Annotated in this window: 23 protein-coding genes; 7 read left to right on the top strand and 16 right to left on the bottom strand. The window is 67.0% G+C overall.

All coding sequences use genetic code 11. From position 1 onward, the window contains the following. Positions 1 to 11: 11 nt before the first annotated feature. From Cte04_RS02165 to Cte04_RS02150, 4 genes are read left to right on the top strand one after another with little or no spacing between them, the layout of a single operon-like run. The gene (locus tag Cte04_RS02165; protein ID WP_066470981.1) at positions 12 to 815 is read left to right on the top strand and encodes an ABC transporter permease; all 804 of its coding nucleotides are present in this window, start codon (positions 12 to 14) and stop codon (positions 813 to 815) included. 19 nt (positions 816 to 834) lie between these two features. Then, positions 835 to 1,668 carry an ABC transporter ATP-binding protein gene (locus Cte04_RS02160; protein WP_066470978.1) on the top strand — a complete coding sequence of 278 codons (834 nt, stop codon included), beginning with the start codon at positions 835 to 837 and terminating at the stop codon, positions 1,666 to 1,668. A 44-nt stretch (positions 1,669 to 1,712) separates the two neighbouring features. Beyond that, on the top strand, positions 1,713 to 2,882 hold the full coding sequence (locus tag Cte04_RS02155) for an ABC transporter substrate-binding protein (RefSeq protein ID WP_083526450.1): 1,170 nt from the start codon (positions 1,713 to 1,715) through the stop codon (positions 2,880 to 2,882). Further along, positions 2,879 to 4,222 (top strand): sulfatase family protein, encoded by a 1,344-nt coding sequence (locus Cte04_RS02150; protein ID WP_066470975.1) that lies wholly within the window; start codon positions 2,879 to 2,881, stop codon positions 4,220 to 4,222. The genes Cte04_RS02155 and Cte04_RS02150 overlap by 4 nt, the downstream gene beginning before the upstream one ends. 22 nt (positions 4,223 to 4,244) lie before the next feature. On the opposite strand, the gene Cte04_RS02145 is transcribed toward Cte04_RS02150, so the two are convergent. Genes Cte04_RS02145 through Cte04_RS02130 form a run of 4 tightly spaced genes read right to left on the bottom strand, consistent with a single transcriptional unit; the run spans position 4,245 to position 6,605 of the window. Further along, positions 4,245 to 4,721, bottom strand: a complete 477-nt coding sequence (locus Cte04_RS02145) for a DUF2269 family protein (RefSeq protein ID WP_066470970.1) — start codon at positions 4,719 to 4,721, stop codon at positions 4,245 to 4,247. Further along, positions 4,718 to 5,104 carry a DoxX-like family protein gene (locus Cte04_RS02140; RefSeq protein WP_066471881.1) on the bottom strand — a complete coding sequence of 129 codons (387 nt, stop codon included), beginning with the start codon at positions 5,102 to 5,104 and terminating at the stop codon, positions 4,718 to 4,720. Before Cte04_RS02140 ends, Cte04_RS02145 begins: the two co-directional genes overlap by 4 nt. Before the next feature lie 56 nt (positions 5,105 to 5,160). Next, positions 5,161 to 6,039, bottom strand: a complete 879-nt coding sequence (locus Cte04_RS02135; protein ID WP_066470965.1) for an NAD-dependent epimerase/dehydratase family protein — start codon at positions 6,037 to 6,039, stop codon at positions 5,161 to 5,163. Between the two features lie 32 nt (positions 6,040 to 6,071). After that, positions 6,072 to 6,605, bottom strand: a complete 534-nt coding sequence (locus Cte04_RS02130) for a GbsR/MarR family transcriptional regulator (RefSeq protein WP_066470961.1) — start codon at positions 6,603 to 6,605, stop codon at positions 6,072 to 6,074. A gap of 229 nt (positions 6,606 to 6,834) precedes the next feature. Between Cte04_RS02130 and Cte04_RS02125 the strand changes: the two genes are divergently transcribed. Both Cte04_RS02125 and rlmD read left to right on the top strand, forming a co-directional pair. Further along, on the top strand, positions 6,835 to 7,149 hold the full coding sequence (locus Cte04_RS02125; protein ID WP_066470959.1) for a hypothetical protein: 315 nt from the start codon (positions 6,835 to 6,837) through the stop codon (positions 7,147 to 7,149). 215 nt (positions 7,150 to 7,364) lie between these two features. Further along, on the top strand, positions 7,365 to 8,876 hold the full coding sequence (rlmD, locus tag Cte04_RS02120; protein ID WP_066470956.1) for a 23S rRNA (uracil(1939)-C(5))-methyltransferase RlmD: 1,512 nt from the start codon (positions 7,365 to 7,367) through the stop codon (positions 8,874 to 8,876). 51 nt (positions 8,877 to 8,927) lie between these two features. On the opposite strand, the gene Cte04_RS02115 is transcribed toward rlmD, so the two are convergent. The 4 genes from Cte04_RS02115 to Cte04_RS02100 form a co-directional block, all read right to left on the bottom strand. Next, positions 8,928 to 9,080 (bottom strand): hypothetical protein, encoded by a 153-nt coding sequence (locus Cte04_RS02115; protein WP_157081787.1) that lies wholly within the window; start codon positions 9,078 to 9,080, stop codon positions 8,928 to 8,930. Then, the gene (locus tag Cte04_RS02110) at positions 9,077 to 9,646 is read right to left on the bottom strand and encodes a DUF2325 domain-containing protein (RefSeq protein WP_245633255.1); all 570 of its coding nucleotides are present in this window, start codon (positions 9,644 to 9,646) and stop codon (positions 9,077 to 9,079) included. Before Cte04_RS02110 ends, Cte04_RS02115 begins: the two co-directional genes overlap by 4 nt. A 270-nt stretch (positions 9,647 to 9,916) precedes the next feature. Next, entirely contained in the window at positions 9,917 to 10,276 is a 360-nt protein-coding gene (locus tag Cte04_RS02105; protein ID WP_066470954.1) for a hypothetical protein, read from the bottom strand. A gap of 196 nt (positions 10,277 to 10,472) precedes the next feature. Then, entirely contained in the window at positions 10,473 to 11,162 is a 690-nt protein-coding gene (locus Cte04_RS02100) for a Bax inhibitor-1/YccA family protein (protein WP_066470952.1), read from the bottom strand. Between the two features lie 189 nt (positions 11,163 to 11,351). Here Cte04_RS02100 and Cte04_RS02095 point away from each other — a divergent pair, with 189 nt between their 5' ends. Continuing rightward, complete coding sequence (locus Cte04_RS02095; RefSeq protein ID WP_066470944.1) at positions 11,352 to 11,759, top strand: GlcG/HbpS family heme-binding protein; 408 nt, start codon at positions 11,352 to 11,354, stop codon at positions 11,757 to 11,759. A gap of 102 nt (positions 11,760 to 11,861) precedes the next feature. On the opposite strand, the gene Cte04_RS02090 is transcribed toward Cte04_RS02095, so the two are convergent. The 8 genes from Cte04_RS02090 to Cte04_RS02055 form a co-directional block, all read right to left on the bottom strand. Then, positions 11,862 to 12,086 (bottom strand): hemin uptake protein HemP, encoded by a 225-nt coding sequence (locus tag Cte04_RS02090; protein ID WP_066470939.1) that lies wholly within the window; start codon positions 12,084 to 12,086, stop codon positions 11,862 to 11,864. 341 nt (positions 12,087 to 12,427) lie between these two features. After that, positions 12,428 to 12,850, bottom strand: coding sequence for an ExbD/TolR family protein (locus Cte04_RS02085; RefSeq protein WP_066470936.1), 423 nt, complete (start codon positions 12,848 to 12,850; stop codon positions 12,428 to 12,430). A 3-nt stretch (positions 12,851 to 12,853) separates the two neighbouring features. Then, positions 12,854 to 13,576, bottom strand: coding sequence for a MotA/TolQ/ExbB proton channel family protein (locus Cte04_RS02080; protein ID WP_066470933.1), 723 nt, complete (start codon positions 13,574 to 13,576; stop codon positions 12,854 to 12,856). 24 nt (positions 13,577 to 13,600) lie between these two features. Beyond that, entirely contained in the window at positions 13,601 to 14,314 is a 714-nt protein-coding gene (locus Cte04_RS02075) for an energy transducer TonB (protein ID WP_066470930.1), read from the bottom strand. Positions 14,315 to 14,472: 158 nt separating this feature from the next. Then, positions 14,473 to 14,769 (bottom strand): (2Fe-2S)-binding protein, encoded by a 297-nt coding sequence (locus Cte04_RS02070; RefSeq protein ID WP_083526448.1) that lies wholly within the window; start codon positions 14,767 to 14,769, stop codon positions 14,473 to 14,475. A gap of 185 nt (positions 14,770 to 14,954) precedes the next feature. Further along, entirely contained in the window at positions 14,955 to 16,100 is a 1,146-nt protein-coding gene (locus Cte04_RS02065; protein WP_066470926.1) for an alpha-hydroxy acid oxidase, read from the bottom strand. A gap of 141 nt (positions 16,101 to 16,241) precedes the next feature. Then, positions 16,242 to 16,922 carry a Fe2+-dependent dioxygenase gene (locus Cte04_RS02060; RefSeq protein ID WP_066470917.1) on the bottom strand — a complete coding sequence of 227 codons (681 nt, stop codon included), beginning with the start codon at positions 16,920 to 16,922 and terminating at the stop codon, positions 16,242 to 16,244. Positions 16,923 to 17,048: 126 nt separating this feature from the next. After that, positions 17,049 to 19,241, bottom strand: coding sequence for a TonB-dependent receptor (locus Cte04_RS02055; protein ID WP_370671017.1), 2,193 nt, complete (start codon positions 19,239 to 19,241; stop codon positions 17,049 to 17,051). Between the last annotated feature and the right edge of the window lie 315 nt (positions 19,242 to 19,556).

The raw sequence follows: 19,556 nt of genomic DNA, 5'->3' as shown, positions 1-19,556 counted from the left end.
GGAGGACCGCCATGGCGACGACCCGCTCGTTCCCCAACCCCTTCACCCTGGTGCCGCGCCGGCTGCGCGGCTGGATTCTTCCCCTGCTGCTGCTGGGCGTCTGGGCCTGGGCCGCGCATGCGCGCTGGACGGATTCCGCCCTGCTGGTCTCCCCGCTCGACGTCTGGCGCCGGGCGGTGGACCAGGTGCGCAGCGGCGCGCTGGCGCAGGCCTTGTCGGCCAGCCTGTGGCGCTGCCTCTGGGGCGTGGCCCTGGGCAGCGCGGCGGGCCTGGCCGTGGGAGCGCTGCTGGGCGCCTCGCGCCGGGCGGAGCGGCTGCTTGGGCCCAGCTTTCACACCCTCAAGCAGATCTCGCTGTTCGCCTGGATCCCGATGCTGTCGGTGTGGTTCGGCATCGGCGATGCGGCCAAGGTGGCCTTCGTGGCCATGGCGGCCTTCTTCCCGGTGGTGCTGGGCACCTTCGAAGGCGTGCGCAGCGTGCCGCGCGAATACGTGGAAGTGGCGCGCGTGCTGGATTTCAGCCGCTGGCAGATGCTGGGGCGCGTGGTGCTGCCGGCGGCCGCGGCCTCCATCTTCACGGGGCTGCAGCTGGCGGTGATCTACGGCTGGCTGGCCACGCTGGGCGCCGAGTACCTGCTGGCCTCGGGCCAGGGCCTGGGCAACACCCTGATCGACGGGCGCGAGCATTTCTGGATGGACCTGGTGCTGTTCGGGGTGGTGGTGATCGCCCTGGTGGGCTTTGCGCTCAACAGCCTGCTGGTGGCGGTGGAGCGCCGCCTGCTGGCCTGGCGCGTGAAGACGGTCGCCCGCTATTGAACTGGAAAGAGAGAACAAGATGGCGCATGCCGATTCCCTGGAAATCCGGGGGCTGAACAAACGTTATGAAGTCGAGGGCCGCGCGCTGCCCGTGCTGCAGGACGTGAACCTGTCCATCGCCGCCGGCGAGTTCGTGAGTATCGTGGGCTCCAGCGGCTGCGGCAAGTCCACGCTGCTGCGCCTCATCGTCGGGCTGGAGAGCGAGTACGAAGGCCAGGTGCTGCTGGGCGGACGCCCCGTGCGCGGGCCGGGACTGGAGCGCGGCATCGTGTTCCAGGAGCACCGGCTGTTTCCCTGGCTCACGGTGGAGAAGAACGTGGCCATGGGCCTGCTCAACGCGGGCCTGCCCCGTGCCGCGCAGGAGCAGGCCGTGCGCGAGCACATCGCGCTGGTGGGGCTGCAAGGCTTCGAGCAGGCCTATCCGCACCAGCTCTCGGGCGGCATGTCGCAGCGCGTGGCGATTGCGCGCGCCCTGGTCAACCGGCCCGACGTGCTGCTGCTGGACGAGCCTTTCGGCGCGCTGGACGCCATGACGCGCGCCCACCTGCAGGACGAGCTGCGCCGCATCTGGCAGCAGGAGGGCATCACCATGATTCTCGTGACCCACGACGTGGAGGAGGCGGTCTACCTCGGCCAGCGCGTGGTGGTCATGGAGCCGCGGCCCGGCCGCATACGCCGCACCGTGCCCGTGCCGCTGGCCCAGCCGCGCGAGCGTGCCTCGGCGGCCTTTGCCGCCGTGAGGGACGAGGTGCTGCGCGAGTTTTCTCCCGCAGGCCTGGCCGAGGCGCCGCAGCTGCTGCCGGCCGACCTGCCCACGGACCTGCCTGCTGTGCATTGGCGCTTCGCGGTCTGAGCCTTGCCCATTTTTTCCTTCAGAAACCTTCACAGAAATTTCCCATGAACCATGAATCGCTGACCTCTGTTGCCGCCTCGCACGGCGTTGCCGAACCTGCCCGCGTGTCCGGCGCTGCCGGCGCCATCACGCGCCGCTCCCTGCTGGCCCTGAGCCTGGCCGCCGGTGCCGCGCCCTGGGTGGCGCGGGCCCAGGCCACGGCCCGGGTGATACGGCTGGGCTCGCCCGATCTGGGCACGGCCGGCAAGCCCACGCCGGGCGCGGGCTCGGCCGCGGTGCTGCATGCCCGCAAGTGGCTGGAGCAGGAGTTCGCACGCGACGGCATCCAGGTCGAGTGGCATTTCTTCCGCGGCGCGGGCCCGGCCGTGGCCGAGGCGCTGTCGGCCAGGCAGCTGGACATCGTCTTCCTGGGCGACCTGGCCTCGGTCATCCACAAGGCGCGCGGCCTGGACACGCGCTTCATCGCCGCCACCGGACGCGGCACCGGCAGCTACCTGGCCACGGCGCCGGGCTCCGGCATCAAGACCGTGGCCGACCTGCGCGGCAAGAAGGTCTCGGTGCTCAAGGGCACGGCCTACCAGCGCCCGTTTGACCACCTGCTGGCCGGCGCGGGCCTGACGGAAAAGGACGTCAAGCTCATCAACATGGACTGGCCCAGCTCCAAGGCCGCCGTGGTGGCGGGGCAGCTGGACGCCACCTTCGGCGGCGCCGACCTGTTCGTGCTGCGCGACAAGGGGGTGGGCATTCCCATCAGCACGCGCGGCAAGGGGCGCGACCTGTCCATCAGCTCGGGCATGCTGGCCACGCAGGAGTTCACCACCGGCCAGGCCCCGCTGCTGCAGCGCGTGACCAACCAGCTGGTGCGGGCGGCGCAATGGGCGTCGCAGGAATCGCATCGCGAGGAACTGATCCGCCTGTATGCCGAGACCAGCGGCAATCCCGATATCGGCTTTCGCGAGGAGCTCGCGGGCGACGACCTGAACCAGCGTTTCTCGCCGCTGCTGGACGAAGGCCTCAAGGCCGCCTACCAGGGCGTGCTCGACGACGGCAAGCGCCTGGGCCTGGTACGCGGCAGCATCGACGTGAATGCCTGGCTGGCGCCGGCCTTCGTGCAGCAGGCGCTGCAGGACCTGAAGCTGCAGGCGCAGTGGCGCGCCACCGATGCCAACGGCAAGGCCCTGGCCCAGGCCGCGGGCAAGAAAGGCGCGGCATGAGCAGCGATCAGCGTCCCAACATCGTCTTCATCCTGGCCGATGACCTGGGCTGGGCGGATCTCAGCGTCTACGGCCAGGCCGACTACCAGACCCCGCACCTGGACGCGCTGGCCGCCCAGGGCGTGCGCTTCACCCAGGCCTATGCCAACTCGGCCGTCTGCTCGGCCACGCGCTTCGCGCTGATCACGGGCCGCTACCAGTACCGGCTGCGCGGCGGGCTGGAGGAACCGCTGGTGCGCCAGGCCCATGTGCATGGCCTGCCGCCCGAGCATCCCACGCTGCCCTCGCTGCTGCAGGATGCGGGCTACGACACCGCGCTGGTCGGCAAGTGGCACCTGGGCAGCCTGCCGCACTTCGGTCCGCTCAAGAGCGGCTACGGCCACTTCTTCGGCAACTACGGCGGCGCCATCGACTACTTCACGCACAAGCCCGGCGTGGGCGAGGCCGTGCCGCGCGACCTGTACGAGGGCGAGGTGCCGGTGGAACGCGTGGGCTACTACACCCAGCTGCTGGCCGACGAGGCCGTGGACTGGATCAACGGCAAGAGCGGGCGCCGCGACGCCAGCAAGCCCTTCCTGCTGTCGCTGCACTTCACGGCGCCGCACTGGCCCTGGGTGGGGCCGGAGGACGAGGAGATCTCGCGCAGCCTCCAGGACCTGTTCCACTACGACGGCGGCAATCTCGCCACCTATGCGCGCATGGTGCGCTCGCTGGACCAGGCCGTGGGCCAGGTGCTCGAGGCCTTGCGCGAACAGGGCCTGGAGCGCAACACCATCGTGGTCTTCACCAGCGACAACGGGGGCGAGCGCTTTTCCAAGACCTGGCCGTTCACGGGCCAGAAGACCGAGCTGCTGGAAGGCGGCATACGCGTGCCCACGCTGCTGCGCTGGCCGGCGCGCATCGCGCCCCAGGTCAGCAGCCAGGTTGCGGTCAGCATGGACTGGCTGCCCACGCTGCTGGCGGCCGCCGGCGTGGCCCCCGATGCGGACCATGCGCCCGACGGCGACAACCTGCTGCCCGTGCTCGAAGGCCGGGCGCCGCAGTACGCGCGCACGCTGTTCTGGCGCTACAAGGCGCAGGAGCAGCGCGCCGTGCGTGCCGGCGCCTTCAAGTACCTGAAGATCAACGACAACGAATTCCTGTTCGACGTGGAGGACGATGCGCGCGAGCGCGCCAACCTGCGCCACCGGCATCCCGAGGTCTTCGAGTCGCTCAAGCGCCAGTGGGAGGCCTGGAACGCCCAGTTCCTGCCCATCACCGAGGAGGTGTTCACGCACGGCGTGACGCCCGACATCCAGGCCGACCGCTACGCGCCGCAAAAGCCCCGGCGCGAGCTGTGAGCCCGGGCCGGCGCAGCGGGAATCAACCCCAGAGCGCCGGCTTGTTCACCATGAGGAAATAGGTGCCTGCCATGGCCAGGAAGGCCGGGTAGCCCAGCGTTTCCCAGCGGCGCTGGTAGGCCAGGTAGAGCGCGGGCAGGGTGCCTGCCTGCCGGTGGGCCTGGGCTGCCATGGCGGCCATGCGCACCTGCAGCCAGACCACGGGCAGCCAGCAGGCGCCGGCCAGCGCATAAAGCCCCAGCGACAGCGCCAGCCAGGGCGTGGACAGCGGCCAGCCTGCCATGTGCGCCATGGCGATGCCGGTGGCCGGCTGGATGAAGATGCAGGGTGTGGTGAACCACCAGTCGGCCCGCACGACGAGCCGCGTGACCACGGCCTGCGCGGCCACCGAGCCGCTGCGGTTGGCAAAGAACATGTAAAAGGCCGAGCCCAGGCCGGTGCCGACCAGCAGCACGCTGGAGACGATGTGCAAAGTCTTGAGCAGCAGATAGGTATTCATGGATTTTCTCTGGTGGCAGAGGGAGTGCGGCCGGCCTGCAGCAGAAAGCACAGCATGGCGGCGATCGGCAGGTTCTTGAGCAGCGGGCCCAGCGGATGCAGCCAGAGCAGGGGCTGCAGCGCCGTGCCCGCCACGGTCATAGCGGCCATCAGGGCCAGCGCGGCACCGTAGCTGGCGCGGCCGGGCCTGAAGGCCAGGGCCAGGCCCACGGCCAGGTCGGCCAGCAGCCCGCCCCAGATCAGCGCCGCCTGCCAGCGCGCATCGGCAATGCCGCTGGCGGCCAGCAGGCGTGCGCCTTCGTGCTCCAGGCCGGACCATCCCCAGAAATCCAGGGCGCTGACCAGGGCCGTGCCCAGCCAGACCATTACCAGGCTGCCGTGCATGGCGCGGTGCAGGGGAGCGACGGCCGCCCTGGCACCATGCAGGTTCTGGATTGGACTCACGATCTGCGCTCCCTGGGCAAGGTGGCGTACAGGCGCTGCGGCGGCACGGGAGGGCGGCCCAGCAGGTCCGCCAGCGTCTGGGGATCGGTCACATTGCTGTTTTGCAGCAGCGCCAGGGTTTCGCTGCACCAGGGCAGGGCGCTGATGCGGTCGCCGACCTTGGCGCTGGCCACGCTGGCCCACTGCGGCAGATGGCCCACCCGGGCCGGCGCCCGGCCCATCTGCGCGCGCAGGCTGGCAATCAGGCTGCCCATGGCCACGGGCTCGGGACCTCCCAGGTTGACGACACCGGTGGGCTCATCCTGCGCGGCCAGGCGGGCCAGCACTTCAGCCAGGTCGCGCACGGCCAGGGGCTGTATGAAGCTGTCGCGCACGGCCTGGGGCAACAGCAGGACGGGCAGCCGGGCCAGGGCCAGGAACAGTTCGGTGCTGGCGCCGCCGGCGCCGAAGATGACGCTGGGGCGCACGACCACGCCATGCAGGCGGCCGGCGGCGTTCAGCGCCAGCAGATGATCGTCGGCCGCACGCTTGGTGCTGGCGTAGCGCGTGTCGCCTTCATGGACGCCCAGGGCCGAAACCTGGACCACGCGGCGTATGCCGGCCTGGGCGCAGGCGTCGAACAGCGCCATGGGCGCGGCCGTGTGCAGCATGTCCAGCGACTGGGCGGGCGTGTCGCGCAGTGCGCCCACGGCGTTGACCACGGCATCCACGTTCTGCAGGTGAGGTCGCCAGGCCTCTGCGTCGGTCGCATGGGCGAAATCCAGCGCCGGGTCGGAGTGGCGGCTGCGCACCACCGGGTCGTGGCCGGCCTGTATCAGGGCATTCACGACATGGCGGCCCAGAAAGCCGGTGCCGCCGCAGATCAGGATACGCATGGTCTTTCCTTTCGCAGATGCAGAAGGCCGCGTCAGCGCGTCTCGCCGCCGCGCACAAAGCGCTGCACGCTGGCGCCCAGCCGCAGGATCTTGTCCAGCGTGGCGGGCGACAGGCGCAGCATCTCGTCGGTCCAGACGCCCAGCGAATCCATGAGGCGCAGCGTTTCGTGCACGCGGTCCTGGGTGTCGGGTGTCTCATTCTCGAAGTCGGGCTGGGCGATCAGCTCGCGCAGCAGGGCCGAGGTGGGATCGAACTCGCGCTGCTTGCGCTCGCGCACGATGGTGCGCAGCAGTTCCCAGACATCGGCCGAGGTCTCGAAGTAGTCGCGCCGGTCGCCGGGGCGGCGGCTGGCGCGGATCAGCTTCCAGGCCAGCAGCTCCTTGAGGCTGGTGCTGACGTTGGAGCGCGCCGCGCCCAGGGTTTCGCCGATCTCCTCGGCATGGAGCGGCCGGCCGTGGAAGAACAGCAGCGCATGGATCTGCGCCACGGTGCGGTTCACGCCCCAGGCGTTGCCCATGTCACCCCAGTGGTGGACAAAGCGTCGGGCGATGGGACTCAGTTGCATGCGGCCAGTGTTGCGGCATTTGAAATTTCTGTCAATACAGAAATTTCAAATCAGGGAGAGTCGGTGAAGAGTGCATGAGGCACAGGAGTTTCGCGATGAATGATTTCTCAGGGAAAAGAAATTTCCTCTCTCGACAAGGCCGGGCCGCTCTGCCGGCCGTTGCGTGGCCCGTGCGGGGCTGAACCATAATGGCGCCCATTCAACGCAGAAATCGGAGAAAGGGAGAGACATGACTGCTGCTGCCACCGCCTTGCGTGCCGCCCTGCTGCTGTCGGCCTGTGCGCTGGCGCAGGCCGCGTCGGCCGCCTGCTACTTTGTCTATGCGCCCGGCAACGAGCTGATCTACCGCTCCAACCGCGCGCCCGTGGATCTGTCGCTGCCGCTGCACCTGACCGTGCCCCGGCTTGCGCCAGGCGCCACCATGGTGTTCTCGCTGGATGAATTCAATTGCGCGACCGAGGTGAACCTGATTGCCGAGCGCGCCCAGCTCGCCCAGGCCCGTACCGAACGCCAGCGCCGCGCACGCGAGGAGCAGCGCTTCTGAATCCGTAGCAGCTGGCGCTTGTCCCTGCTGGATCACGTAATTGAAAATGGCTTTTTCCAGCCTGTAGCCTGCGCAGCAAGCTATCAAAAACGAAGAGAGCGGCAAGCGCCGCTTGCCGCCTCGGGCTGCGCCATCGGTTGCCAATCCGCCGCAGCCGCAGGTTTTTTGCCGCGCCGGCTCTGGGATGCGGGGCGGCCTGAGACAATCGGGCCACCATGAGTGAACCCCGCGACAACAAAATTCCCGAAACCCTGCCCGATGCCCGGCCTGACGCTTCCCCGCTGCCCGAGGGCTGGCTGGAAGTGCTGTCCATGGACATGGACGCGCAGGGCGTGGCGCGCAAGCCCGACGGCAAGGTCGTCTTCATCGACGGCGCACTGCCCGGCGAGATCGTCAGCGCCAACACCCACCGCAAGAAGAACAACTGGGAAGCGGCCACGCTGACCGAAATCCACCGCGAATCGCCCCAGCGCGTGACGCCCGGCTGCCCCAACTTCGGCCTGCATGCGGGCGCCTGCGGCGGCTGCAAGATGCAGCACCTGCACGTGGCCGCCCAGGTGGCCATCAAGCAGCGCGTGCTCGAGGACAACCTCTGGCACCTGGCCAAGGTCAGGGCCGAGACGCTGCTGCGCCCCATCGAGGGCCCGGCCTGGGGCTACCGTTTCCGCGCGCGCCTGTCGGTGCGCTATGTGGCCAAGAAGGGCAAGGTGCTGGTGGGCTTTCACGAGCGCAAGAGCCGCTACATCGCCGACATGGAGGTCTGCAAGATCCTGCCGCCCCATGTGGACGCCATGCTCATGCCGCTGCGCGCGCTGATCGCCAGCCTGGATGCGCGCGAGACCTGCCCGCAGATCGAGGTGGCCTGCGGCGACGAGGTGACGGCCCTGGTGCTGCGCCACCTGGAGCCGCTGTCCGACGGCGACCGCCAGCGCCTGCACGAATTTGCCGCGCAGCATGGTGTGCAATGGTGGCTGCAGCCCAAGGGGCCCGACACCGTGCATCGGATGGAGCTGGGCGGCCCGCAGCTGTCCTACGGCCTGCCGGACTTCGGCATCACCATGCCGTTCAAGCCCACGGACTTCACCCAGGTCAACCCGCACATCAACCGCGTGCTGGTCACGCGCGCGCTGCGCCTGCTGGATGCGCAAAAGAGCGAACGCGTGATCGACTGGTTCTGCGGCCTGGGCAATTTCACGCTGCCGATCGCCACCATGGCCCGCGAGGTGCTGGGCATCGAGGGTTCGGACACGCTGGTGCAGCGCTCGCACGAGAACTACGCGGCCAACAATGACCGGCGCGCCGAGGGCGACAGGCTCGCGCCCACGGCCTTCGTGGCGCGCAACCTGTTCGAGATGACGCCGGCCATGCTGATCGCGGACGGCCATGCCGACAAGTGGCTGGTCGATCCGCCGCGCGAAGGTGCTTTTGCGCTGTCCAAGGCCCTGGCAGACATCCACCAGATCCGCATCGGCGCCAGGCACCCCGAGCCCGCGGAGGGCGAGGAGCCCGTGGCCGAGCAGCCGCCGCTGCCCTCCCTGCCGGAGGGACACGAGAGCTGGCAGTTCCCCCGGCGCATCGTCTACGTCAGCTGCAACCCCGCCACGCTGGCGCGCGACGCGGGCCTGCTGGTGCACCAGGCCGGCTACCGCTGCGTGGCCGCCGGCGTGGTCAACATGTTCCCGCACACGGCCCACGTGGAAAGCATGGCCGTGTTCGAGCGCGCCTGAGCCAGGGCAGGAACGTCCGCACGCGTGGTGTAGCGCCGGCCGGGGCGCACCTCAGAACGCCAGGGCCTTGCTGCCGTTCCAGGCCATGTCGCACAGCGCGAAAAGGCCTGCGGCCGAGATGGCCAGGCCCAGCCAGGTCCTGAACCGGCAGAGGCGGGAGGGCCGGGCTGCTTGCCCCTGCTCAGGCGAGGCGGGGCGCATCATGGAAGGTCTCCGATGCAGGCCGGTGTTGCCACCACCTGTCCGTCCGGGCCGGCGCGATGGACGCGGACAATGCGCAGGGCATCGGGCTGCGCCACCAGCACGCAGGCCTTGCCCGTGCGCTTGCAGTGATCTTCCACACGCCAGTAGGCGCCGGCGCTGATGCAGCCGCTCTGGCAGATCACGAGATCGGCCGCGCGCAGGCTGTTTTCCAGCAATTGCGGGTCATCGGCGGCGGGCATGGCGTCCGCAGCCGGCGGCGCTTCACCGCCGGGGCCGGGCCGCAGGGTAGGCCTCGCGTGCGGCGGCTGCCCGGACACGGCCAGCATCGGGCGCAAGGCCCGGACTGCCAGCGCAGAGGCCAGCGTCAGCCGGTTTTCGCGTTCCCAGGCCAATGTGCTTTCCCCGGCAATGAGCTGGCCGCGCAGGCGCACGACCAGAGCCTGCAGGCGCTCGATTTCCCGCATCTGGGCCTGCATCTGCCCGGTGCAACGCCGCTGCATCTTGGCGTAGAAGTGCAGCAAGGCATTGTGTTCGAGCGCCCGTGGATCGATGTCGTCGTATGGCACGTGGTCTTGTCCTTGCAGGGCAGCCTGCCCAGGGCCGGCAAAAAAGGGCATGCAGAGCGGTGCTCTGCCTTCAGGAAGAACTATAAATGAGAATTATTTCTATTTGAAAATCCATCTCGGCAGAACTGATTTGTGCCGGTCCGCGATCGTTGGGGCGACGCGCTCAGAAGGATGCCTTGTCCCGCCCGCCGGGCGGCCAGGCGGAAGCCGAAAAGCAAAAAGCCGTGGGCCGGAAGGCACCACGGCTTGAACACCGCAAAGGCTGACGCGCTAGCTGCGGCTGCGGTTCGCCGACTGGGGCGCCGCTTCGGCGTCCTGGCGTCGGGTGTCGGGCGCCGTCTGGCTCAGCACCGAGGGCACGCCCTCGATCTTGTTGGCGCGCATGTACTCGTCCATGTCCTTCCAGCCGGCGAACACCAGGGCCTTGGGCGCCTTGGGATTGAGCACGTAGCAGTCCTCCAGGCCGCGCATGGCGTGGCGGCAGGCGCCGCCAACGGCCTTGGCTTCGGCCTCGCGCGCCACGGTGCGCGGATCGGGGCCAAGGCCTGGCACATCTTCGATCTTGCAGCCGGCCAGCACGGCGGGCAGCAGCAAGATGGCAAGGGTTCGGGGCAGGTGGTGTGGCTTCATCTTGTCTGGAGTATCGGCTGGCGGCGGCGGAAGTTGAGCCCGGCGCGCAAAAAAATCCGGCCAAGAAAAATGGCCCCCGCGCCCACTCACTTTGTGTGGTCGCTGCCCCCCAAGGGGGCGCTTTTCATCTTGGGGCGGCCCGGCGATGAAAAAAGGCCCCGGATTCCGGGGCCTTTTTGTCGGCATCGGCCGGGGCTCAGTCGCGCTCTCCACCCATGATGCCCAGCAGGGCCAGCAGGCTCTGGAACACGTTGAACAGGTCCAGGTACAGGGCCAGCGTGGCGCTGATGTAGTTGGTCTCGCCGCCGTCGATGATCTGCTTGAGGTCGTACAGCATGTAGGCCGAGAAGATGCCAATGGCCAGCATGGAGATCGCCATCATGCCCGCGGTGGAGCCCACGAACACATTGATGACGGCGCCCAGCATCAGCACCAGGGCGCCGACGAACAGGAACTTGCCCATGCCCGACAGGTCGCGCTTGATGACGGTGGCCAGCATGGCCATCACGAAGAACACGCCGGCCGTGCCCATGAAGGCCGTCATGATCAGCGAGGCGCCGTTGGAAAAGCCCAGCACCATGCCGATCAGGCGCGACAGCATCAGGCCCATGAAGAAGGTGAAGCCCAGCAGCACGGGGACGCCCGCGGCCGAATGCTTGGTCTTCTCGATGGCGAACATGAAGCCGAAGGCGCCGACCATGAAGACGATCAGGCCCAGGCCGCCCGTCAGCGAGCGGGTGATGCCCGTGGCCACGCCCAGCCAAGCGCCCAGCACCGTGGGCAGCAGGCTGAGTGCCAGCAGCCAGTAGGTGTTGCGCAGTACCCGGTTGCGCTCTTGCTGCGAGACACCGTAGCCAGAGCCCAGTGTGGTGACTTGATCATTCATGTGGCCGTTCCTCCTTCAGGAATTGTGGATTGAAACAGTAACATTCTAGGTGGGGGCCTGTACGCACCTTTCAATACCCCGGTGGAAAGCGGCAGTTTTGGGATGGAATGTTTTGCACATGACATCTAATTCGTGCGCAAGCCAGCTACTATGCTCGGCGCATTGACAATCCAACGGAGCCTTTTACTGATGAAGACCAAGCATGAACTCGAACTGGCCGATGTGAAAGCCATTGCAGCGGCCGCGGAAGCCGAGGCGCTGAAGAACAAGTGGCCCGTGACGATTTCCATCGTGGACGACGGCGGCCATCTGCTGTGGCTGCAGCGCCTGGACGGCGCCGCCGCCATCTCGGCCCACATCGCGCCTGCCAAGGCACGCTCGGCCGCCCTGGGCCGCCGCGACACCAAGGGCTATGAGGACATGATCAACAACGGCCGCACCGCCTTCCTGAGCGCTCCCACCGTGGACGGCCTGCTCGAAGGCGGCGTTGCCATCATCAAGGACGGCCAGTGCCTGGGTGCCGTGGGCGTCTCCGGCGTGAAGGCCAACGAGGACGCGCAAGTGGCCAGCGCCGGCATCGCCGCCCTGGGCCTGTAATCCGCACCGATCCGGCCTTCCGGACAGGCCGGAGCGGGTGCAAGACAAAACCCCTGCCAGCGCAAGCTGTGCAGGGGTTTTCTTTTGGCGGCAGCAGGATGTTTACTTGGTCAGGATCAGCTTGCCGAGCTTGGTGGCCTGCAGGCGGTAGGGCGTTCCGTTGTGCACGATGGTCACGGCTTTCTGGCCGTTGAGCAGCAGGGCGCTGTCCACGCCGGCGGTGCCGGCTGCGGGGAGGGCGCCCGCGGCAGCGCCGGTCGGGCTGGTGGCTGCCATGGCCGAAGTGCGTGGGGTTGGCTGTGAGGTCCCGGCAATGGATGCAGACATGCAGAAGAATCCTTTGAGAAATCAGTTTCGCGAATGATAACAATTCTCAATTAAAAGGCAAGTGATACCTGTTCTCATTACGGGTTTGTGGCGCACGGGAGGCGGAGAGGGGCCGCGAAGCCGGGTGGCCGCGGGAAAACCGGCAAGCCGGCGAGGCTGCTATTGAAAGAAAAGCTGCAAGCGCAGGATATATCTGCACTCCGTAGCGATAGAGCCATGAAAACCAGGAAAGGCAGGCGGTGGATGCTTGCATTTGCATAGCAGGACCGGGCCCTGCAAAAGCAAACGGCCCCGAAGGGCCGTTGCTCAAGGGCGGGCCTGAAGGCCTGCGTTCGCTCCGCCTACTTGGCAGCCACGGGGTCGGTCACGAAGCCGATCTTGCGCACGCCGGCGCGCTGGGCCGTGGCCATGGCCTGGGCCACGCGCTCGTAGCGCACTTCCTTGTCGCCCTGGATGTGCAGATCGGGCTGCGGGTCCTTGGCGGCTTCGGTCTTGAGGTTGGCCTCCAGCTGTTCGTCGCTGATGGACTCGCCGTTCCAGAAGTACTTGCCGTCGGCGCCGATGGCCAGGCGCACGGTGGCGGGCTTGATGTCCTCGGGCTGGTTGCTGGCGCGCGGCAGATCCACGTTGACCGAGTGCTTCATGACGGGCACGGTGATGATGAAGATGATGAGCAGCACCAGCATGACGTCCACCAGAGGCGTCATGTTGATCTCGTTCATCACCTCGTCGCCGCTGTCTTCGTCCAGGGTTCCGAATGCCATGGCTTATGCGCCTTTCTTCAGGGGCAGCACATTGCCCGAGATCTGGCCGTCCACGGCCACGCGGGCGCCGGTCACGAAGTAGGCGTGCACGTCGTGGGCAAAGCTGTTGAGGGCATTGAGAATGCTCTTGTTGCCGCGCACCAGGGCGTTGTAGCCGAGCACGGCGGGAATGGCCACGGCCAAGCCCAGGGCCGTCATGATCAGCGCCTCGCCGATGGGGCCGGCCACCTTGTCGATGCTGGACTGGCCCGACACGCCGATGGCCACCAGCGCGTGGTAGATGCCCCAGACCGTGCCGAACAGGCCGATGAAGGGGGCGGTGGAGCCCACGGAGGCCAGAATGGCCAGGCCCGACTGCAGGCGGGCCGTGAATTCGTTGATGCCGTTGCGCAGGCAGCGGGTCACCCAGTCGCTGATGTCCAGCGTGTCGTGCAGATGGGCGCTGGTCTTGCGGTGGTGGGCCGTGGCTTCGCGGCCTTCGAGCACCACATGGCGGAAGGGATTGGCCTTGTCGTCGCCGAGCTTGTCCATGCCGGAGGCCAGGTCGGGGCTGTGCCAGAAGTCCTGGGCGCTCTTGGCGTACTTCTTGAACTTCACGATGTCCAGGGCCTTGATGAGAATGACCAGCCACGAGGCCACCGACATGGCCAGCAAGATGATGGCCACGGTGCGGGTGACGAAGTCACCCTGCGTCCAGACGTGGGCAATGCCGAATTGGGATTCCATGGGTACTCCTGAGAACTGCTTGGTTTATTTGAGAACGAAGTTGATGGGGACGATGTGCCACATGGCCTCGGGCACGCCGTTGCGCTTGCCCGGCACGAATTTCCATTGGCGCACGGTATTGAGGGCGGCTTCGTCGAGCCGGTCGTAACCGCTGGACTGCTTGATTTCGATCTTCTCGGGCTGGCCCTGCTCGTTGATGTAGACGCGCAGGAAAACCTTGCCCTGTTCGCCCATGCGCTTGCTCACGGAGGGGTAGGCGGGCGAGGGGTTGTTCAGATAGGCGGCGTTGCTCGAGGGCAGCTCCATCTTGGGCGCAGCCGGCGGGGCCGGGGGCGCGGGCGGAGCGGGAGGCGTGGCTGGCGCGGGCGGAGCCGGCGGCGTCTTTTCCTGCGGCGCATCGTCGATGGCGCCCCGGGGGGCCGTGGGCGACGGCGTGGGATCGGCAATGGCCTTGGGCAGCGCGGCCTTCTTCTCCACCGGCTTGGGCCTGGGCTGCGGCTTGGGGGCCGGAGCCGGGGGCTTGGGCGGCGGCGGTGCGGGCGGCTTGGGTTCGGGGGCGGGCGGCGCGACGAACTCGGCGATCACTTCGGCGGGAACAATGACTTCCGGAGGATGTGGCTGGGCGAAGCCGTGCTGCATGGCCCACAGGGCGGCCGCATGCGCAGCCACCACCACACCGGCCAACGCCATGTTGCGGCTGGTGCCGCCGGCGGGAGTAAAACGATCAGACTGGGACATAAGAAGGCGGGGCTGTCAGCGCGGGCCGGCGGGGCCGGTCACAGGAAACAGGGGCGCTGGACAGCGGGGCGGCGGATAAGTTCGGGACCGGTCACGACACAGGTATGAAAGTGTGCATCAGTCCCGGAAGATCCACCAGGCGCAAACCATGACGAGAATCAGGCTGCCAAGGACTGCGGACAGGAAGGTGAGGGCCATGCTTTGCTTTCCAGGATGTTGTCGGCAAGCTGAATCGTCTGCAGACCCGGGGACGCCTCGTGATGCGCTTCGTTGTGGATGGCTGCAACAGGGTGGCTGGCGCAGCACTGGGCCACTACATCGCGTGCACAGCTTTCGCAGCGGCCGCATTGCGTGGCAACTCCCAACTCGAACTGGATTTCGTCGAAGCTCATGCCCGCATGCGCGTGGCGTGCTATCTCTCGGTCCGAAACCCGGCGGCAAACACAGACGATCATGGCTACAAGCAGTTGTGGCTGGCTATTGATGCGATAGCGGGATTATAAATGAGAATCCATCGCATTTGCAGTGCAGCCACAAGAACTTCAGGGGATTTGGCTTGCAAAGCCGACAAGGCCACATGGCATCTGCTCGGGCCGCTCCGGATAGAAGAGCATGAGCGTGCGGGCCCGCGGGGGCGTGCCTAGGCCGTGCGCCTGAGGCTGTCGGCGCTTATCTCATCGAGGCGGGCGCAGCCCATCTGCGCCATCGCCAGCTCGAACTCGGCGCGCAGCGCATGCAGCATATGGGCCATGCCCAGCATGCCGGCCACGGCCAGGCCGTGGAACTGGGGCCGGCCGATCATGACGGCATTGGCGCCCAGGGCCAGGGCCTTGAAGACATCCGTGCCCTGGCGTATGCCGCTGTCCAGCAGCAGTGGTATATCGGGGCCCATGGCCGTGCGGATGTCGGCCAGCACCTCGACAGGGGAGACAGCAGAGTCCAAGACGCGGCCGCCATGGTTGGAGACCACCAGCGCATCGGCCCCCAGCTCCAGGGCCCGGCGCGCCGCGCGCGGCGACAGAATGCCCTTGACGATCAGCGGCAGCTGCGTCTGGCCGCGCAGCCATTGCAGCTCGTCCCAGCCTGGCGCCTGTGCGGCCAGCGGCGTGCCGAACAAGATGTGCTCGCTCATCAGATCACTGGTCTGCCGCGCCTGGGGCATGCCGCGCAGGTTGGCCGCTTCCACGCCGGCGGGCAGCGGATAGCTGGAGCGCTTGATGCTGGCGTCCACCGTCCACATCAGCGCCTGGTAGCCCGCCGCTTCGGCGCGCCGCACCAGCGCCAGCGTGTGCTGCCGCTCGGGCTGGCTGTAGAGCTGGAACCACAGTGGCGCGCGCCGCCCCAGTTCCGCCGCTGCGCCGCAGGCCGCCTGGGCAATGTCCTCCAGGGAATAGCTGGACAGGGTGCTGACCACCATGGCGGTGCGCATGGCCATGGCGGCACGCGCGCCGGCCAGCTCGCCCTCCGGATGGGCCAGGCGCTGGTAGGCTACGGGCGCCAGCAGCACCGGCCATTCCAGGCGCTGGCCCAGCAGCATCTGCGCGGTGCTGGCTCGGGACAGGTCGGCCAGCGGCTCGGGCAGCAGCAAAAGCCGCTCCAGCGCCGCCCGGTTGCGCGCCAGCGTCAGGCCCTGCTCGGCGCCGCTTTCGATATGCGCCCAGGCATGGGCTTCGATGTGCTTCTGGGCCTGCCGGGCATAGTCGGCCAGGCTGGCGATACCCGCGGGAATGCGCTGCAACGGCGGCTCCACCGGCGTGCCCAGAGTGTTGAGAGGGATGGAATTCATCGCAGTGCGTTTTCGATCATGATCAAAGTGGTGGCGCGGCAACCAAGCAGGCATGCCCCGCCCAGAGATGGCAGGCAGGGGCTGTGCCGGCCGCGCCGCGGCGATTCCCTTGCATGGAAAGCGGCAAATCCGTGCAGAGGGCTAACTCTCCGCCCACATCCGCAGCAGATTGTGATAGGTCCCCGAAAGCGCGGCGATGCGGCTGTGGCCGGGGTATTCGCTGCCCAGCTGCTGTATGGACTGGTCCAGGTCGAACAGCAGGCGGCGCTGCTCGTCGGACTTGATCAGGCTCTGCGTCCAGAAGAAGCTGCCCAGGCGCACGCCCCGCGTCACCGGCCTGACATGGTGCAGGCTGGTGCCGGGGTAGACGATGGCATCGCCCGCGGGCAGCTTCACGCTTTGCTGGCCGTAGGTGTCCTCGACCACCAGCTCCCCGCCCTCGTATTCGCCGGGATCGCTGAAAAATACCGTGGTCGAGATGTCGGTGCGGACCTTGATGGCCGTGCCCGGGATGTTGAAGAAGGCGTTGTCGATATGGTTGCCGTAGGTGCCGCCCCCCTCGTAGCGGTTGAAGCGCGGCGGCAGCACTTTGAGCGGCAGCGCGGCCGACATGAACAGCGGGTTGCGCCCCAGCCGGTCCAGGATCAGGTTGCCGATCTGCTGGCCGACCGGGCTGTCCAGCGGCAGCTGCAGATTGCTCTTGACCTGGGCGGCCACGGGGCCCGCAGTGGCACGGCCGTCCTGCCAGCTGGCGGCCTCCAGTGCCTGGCGGCATTGGCGCACTTCCTCGGCAGTGAGCAAAGCAGGTATTCGTAGCATCATGGGCGGGATTCTCCTTGCAGCATGGACGTGAAGTTTGCATGCAAAAAAGCCCCGCAGGCCCTGAAGGGCGGCGGGGCCGACTGGCCGGCCTGCGCCGGATCAAGGGCGCAGGCCTCTGGCTCATGCTCAGTACGTGAACTTGAGCGAAGCCACGGCCGAGCGGCCGGGGGCCATGTTGGCGTAATGGGGCGAGCGCACGCCGCTGTAGTAAACCTTGTCGCCCAGGTTGTAGACATTGAGCTGGAAGGCCAGGTTCTTGTTGATCTGGTAGGCCAGCATGGCGTCGTAGCGGGCATAGCCGGCAGCGCCCTTGGTCACGATGCCGCCATCCACGGTGGAGACTGCATAGCCCTGGTTGACGCTGCTCTGGGCGTAGATGCCCAGGCCCAGGGTCAGCCTTGCCATGGGCTTGTAGCTGGTCCACAGGCTGAAGCTGTGCTTGGGCGTGTTGATGAACGGACGGCCGTTGGCCACGTTGCCGATACCCATGTTCTTCTGCTCGCTATCCATGTAGGTATAGCCGCCGAAGACGCTCAGATTGGACAGGATGCGGCCGGTGAAGCCCAGCTCCAGGCCGTTGACCACCTTGTCGCCGCCCATGTAGGTGCCGGTGGCATCGGTGATGCGGACATTGGTCACGTTGTTGCGGAAGATGGCGGCGGTCAGGCCCAGGTTCTTGTCCAGCAGATCCCACTTGGTGCCCAGCTCGAAGGAGCGCGTCTTCTCGGGCTTGAGATTGGCCAGGGCATCGGTGGTCGTGGTCAGGTCTTCGCTGCCGTTGCCCAGGGTGGAGCCGCCCGGACGCGAGGAGGTGCCGATGCTGGCGTAGATGCTGCCATTGGAAGCCGGCTTGTAGACCACGCCCAGCTGGTAGTTGAACAGCGTGTCGCTGCGGCTCAGGTCATAGGCGGGATAGGCGCTGGCGCCGCGGCCGCCGGCCGGGCCGGATGCGGAGAGCTTGTAGTGGTCCACGCGCAGGCCTGCATTCACCAGCCATTGCTCGTTGAGCTTCAGCGTGTCGAAGCCATACAGGGCGACGGTGTCGATCTTGTTGATCGTGGACTGCGCAGGCAGGGCCCAGGGGAAGCTCCATGCCGCATTGGCGCCGCTGGGGTCGCTGAGCGTGGTGCACCAGGGATCGGAAACCGAGTTGCAGGCGGTGTTGGTGCTCTGGATGGCGGTGGAGCGGACATCGGCCTTCTCCTTGGACAGCTCCATGCCGAAGGCATAGCTGTGGCCGATGGAGCCGGTCTGTTCCTTGCCGGTGAACTCGGTCACGTTCTGCAGCGTGGTGGTTTCGGACAAGCGTGCATTGCCGCGGCGCCACACATAGCCGTTGAGCACGTTGCCCTTGCTGTCGTCGGGCTGGGTCCAGACATAGTCCTGCCGGGTCTTGCTGTAGCGCAGGCTGTTGCGGATCTTGTTGGTGTCGGTGAACTTGTGCTCTACCGTGGCCGTGAACAGGTCGCTCTTTTCCTTTTCGTAGTCGCGGTTGTACAGGCCGTACCAGTTTTCGCGGTTGTTGCCGTAGGTCGGGCGCACGGTGCTGCCGCCCGGCAGGCCGGCCATGGCGGTGCTGCTGTACAGATAGGGCACGCCGCCATCGGGAATGTTGTCCGTCTGCAGATGCTGCCAGGACAGCGTGACCTCGGTGGGTGTGCCCATGCCGAAGGTCACGGTGGGGGCGATGCCCCAGCGCTTGTTCTCGGGGCCGTTGCGGCCGGGAACGTCGGCATCGTGCGCCATGGCGTTCAGGCGAAAGCCCACGCCTTCGCTCAGCACCCGGTTCAGGTCCAGCGTCGCGCGCTTGTAGTTGTCGGTGCCCAGGCCCACGTCGCCGGAGATGAAGTTCTCGTTCCTGGCCTTTTTGGTGGTGATGTTGATGGAGCCGCCGGCGCCGCCGCGGCCGGCGTAGGCCGAGTCGGCACCCTTGATCACTTCCACCGATTCCACGTTGAACACTTCGCGCGTGCCGGCCGCGATGTCGCGCATGCCGTCCACGAAGGTGCTCGACTGTGCGTCCATGCCGCGGATGAAGGGCTGGTCGCCCGAGGGGTTGCCGCCTTCGCTGTTGCCGAAGGTGATGCCGGGTGTGGATTTCAGGGCTTCCTGCAGGCTGGTGGCGCCGGTCTGCTTGATGATTTCCTCATTGATCACCTGCACCGTCTTGGGCGTGTCGATCAGGGGCGCGGTGAACTTGCCCTGAGGCGCTGTCTGGGGCTTGAAGGGATTGTCAGTGGCGGCCTCCACCTGCACGGTGGACAGGGTGGCCTCCTGGGCCATGGCATTGGCGCCCATCAGGGTCAGGCCGACGGCCATCACGATCTGCGTCAATTCGAACTGCGGACCGTTGCTTTCGATTGGGTTGGATTTGTTCTTCGACATGCTTGTAAAAAAGGAGACGGGTTGACTCAAACAGCGAGCGGATTCTAGTTGCTATTGATAATAATTCTTGATTCCATTAGCAAAAAATGGATGAAAATCGCCGGTTGTGTCCCTGGGGCAACAGATATCGGGCCGGCCTGGAGGGCTTGCTGCCGCTCGCGCAGACCTTTGTTTCGACAAGGTAAAGTAAATAAAAGTGAGATGCATTTAGCTTGCAAACCTCTAGAATCCCCCCTGCCGACGGTGGCG

The organism is Comamonas terrae (assembly GCF_001544075.1).
Taxonomy (GTDB): domain Bacteria; phylum Pseudomonadota; class Gammaproteobacteria; order Burkholderiales; family Burkholderiaceae_C; genus Comamonas; species Comamonas terrae.
This window is presented reverse-complemented; position numbering and strand designations above follow the sequence as displayed.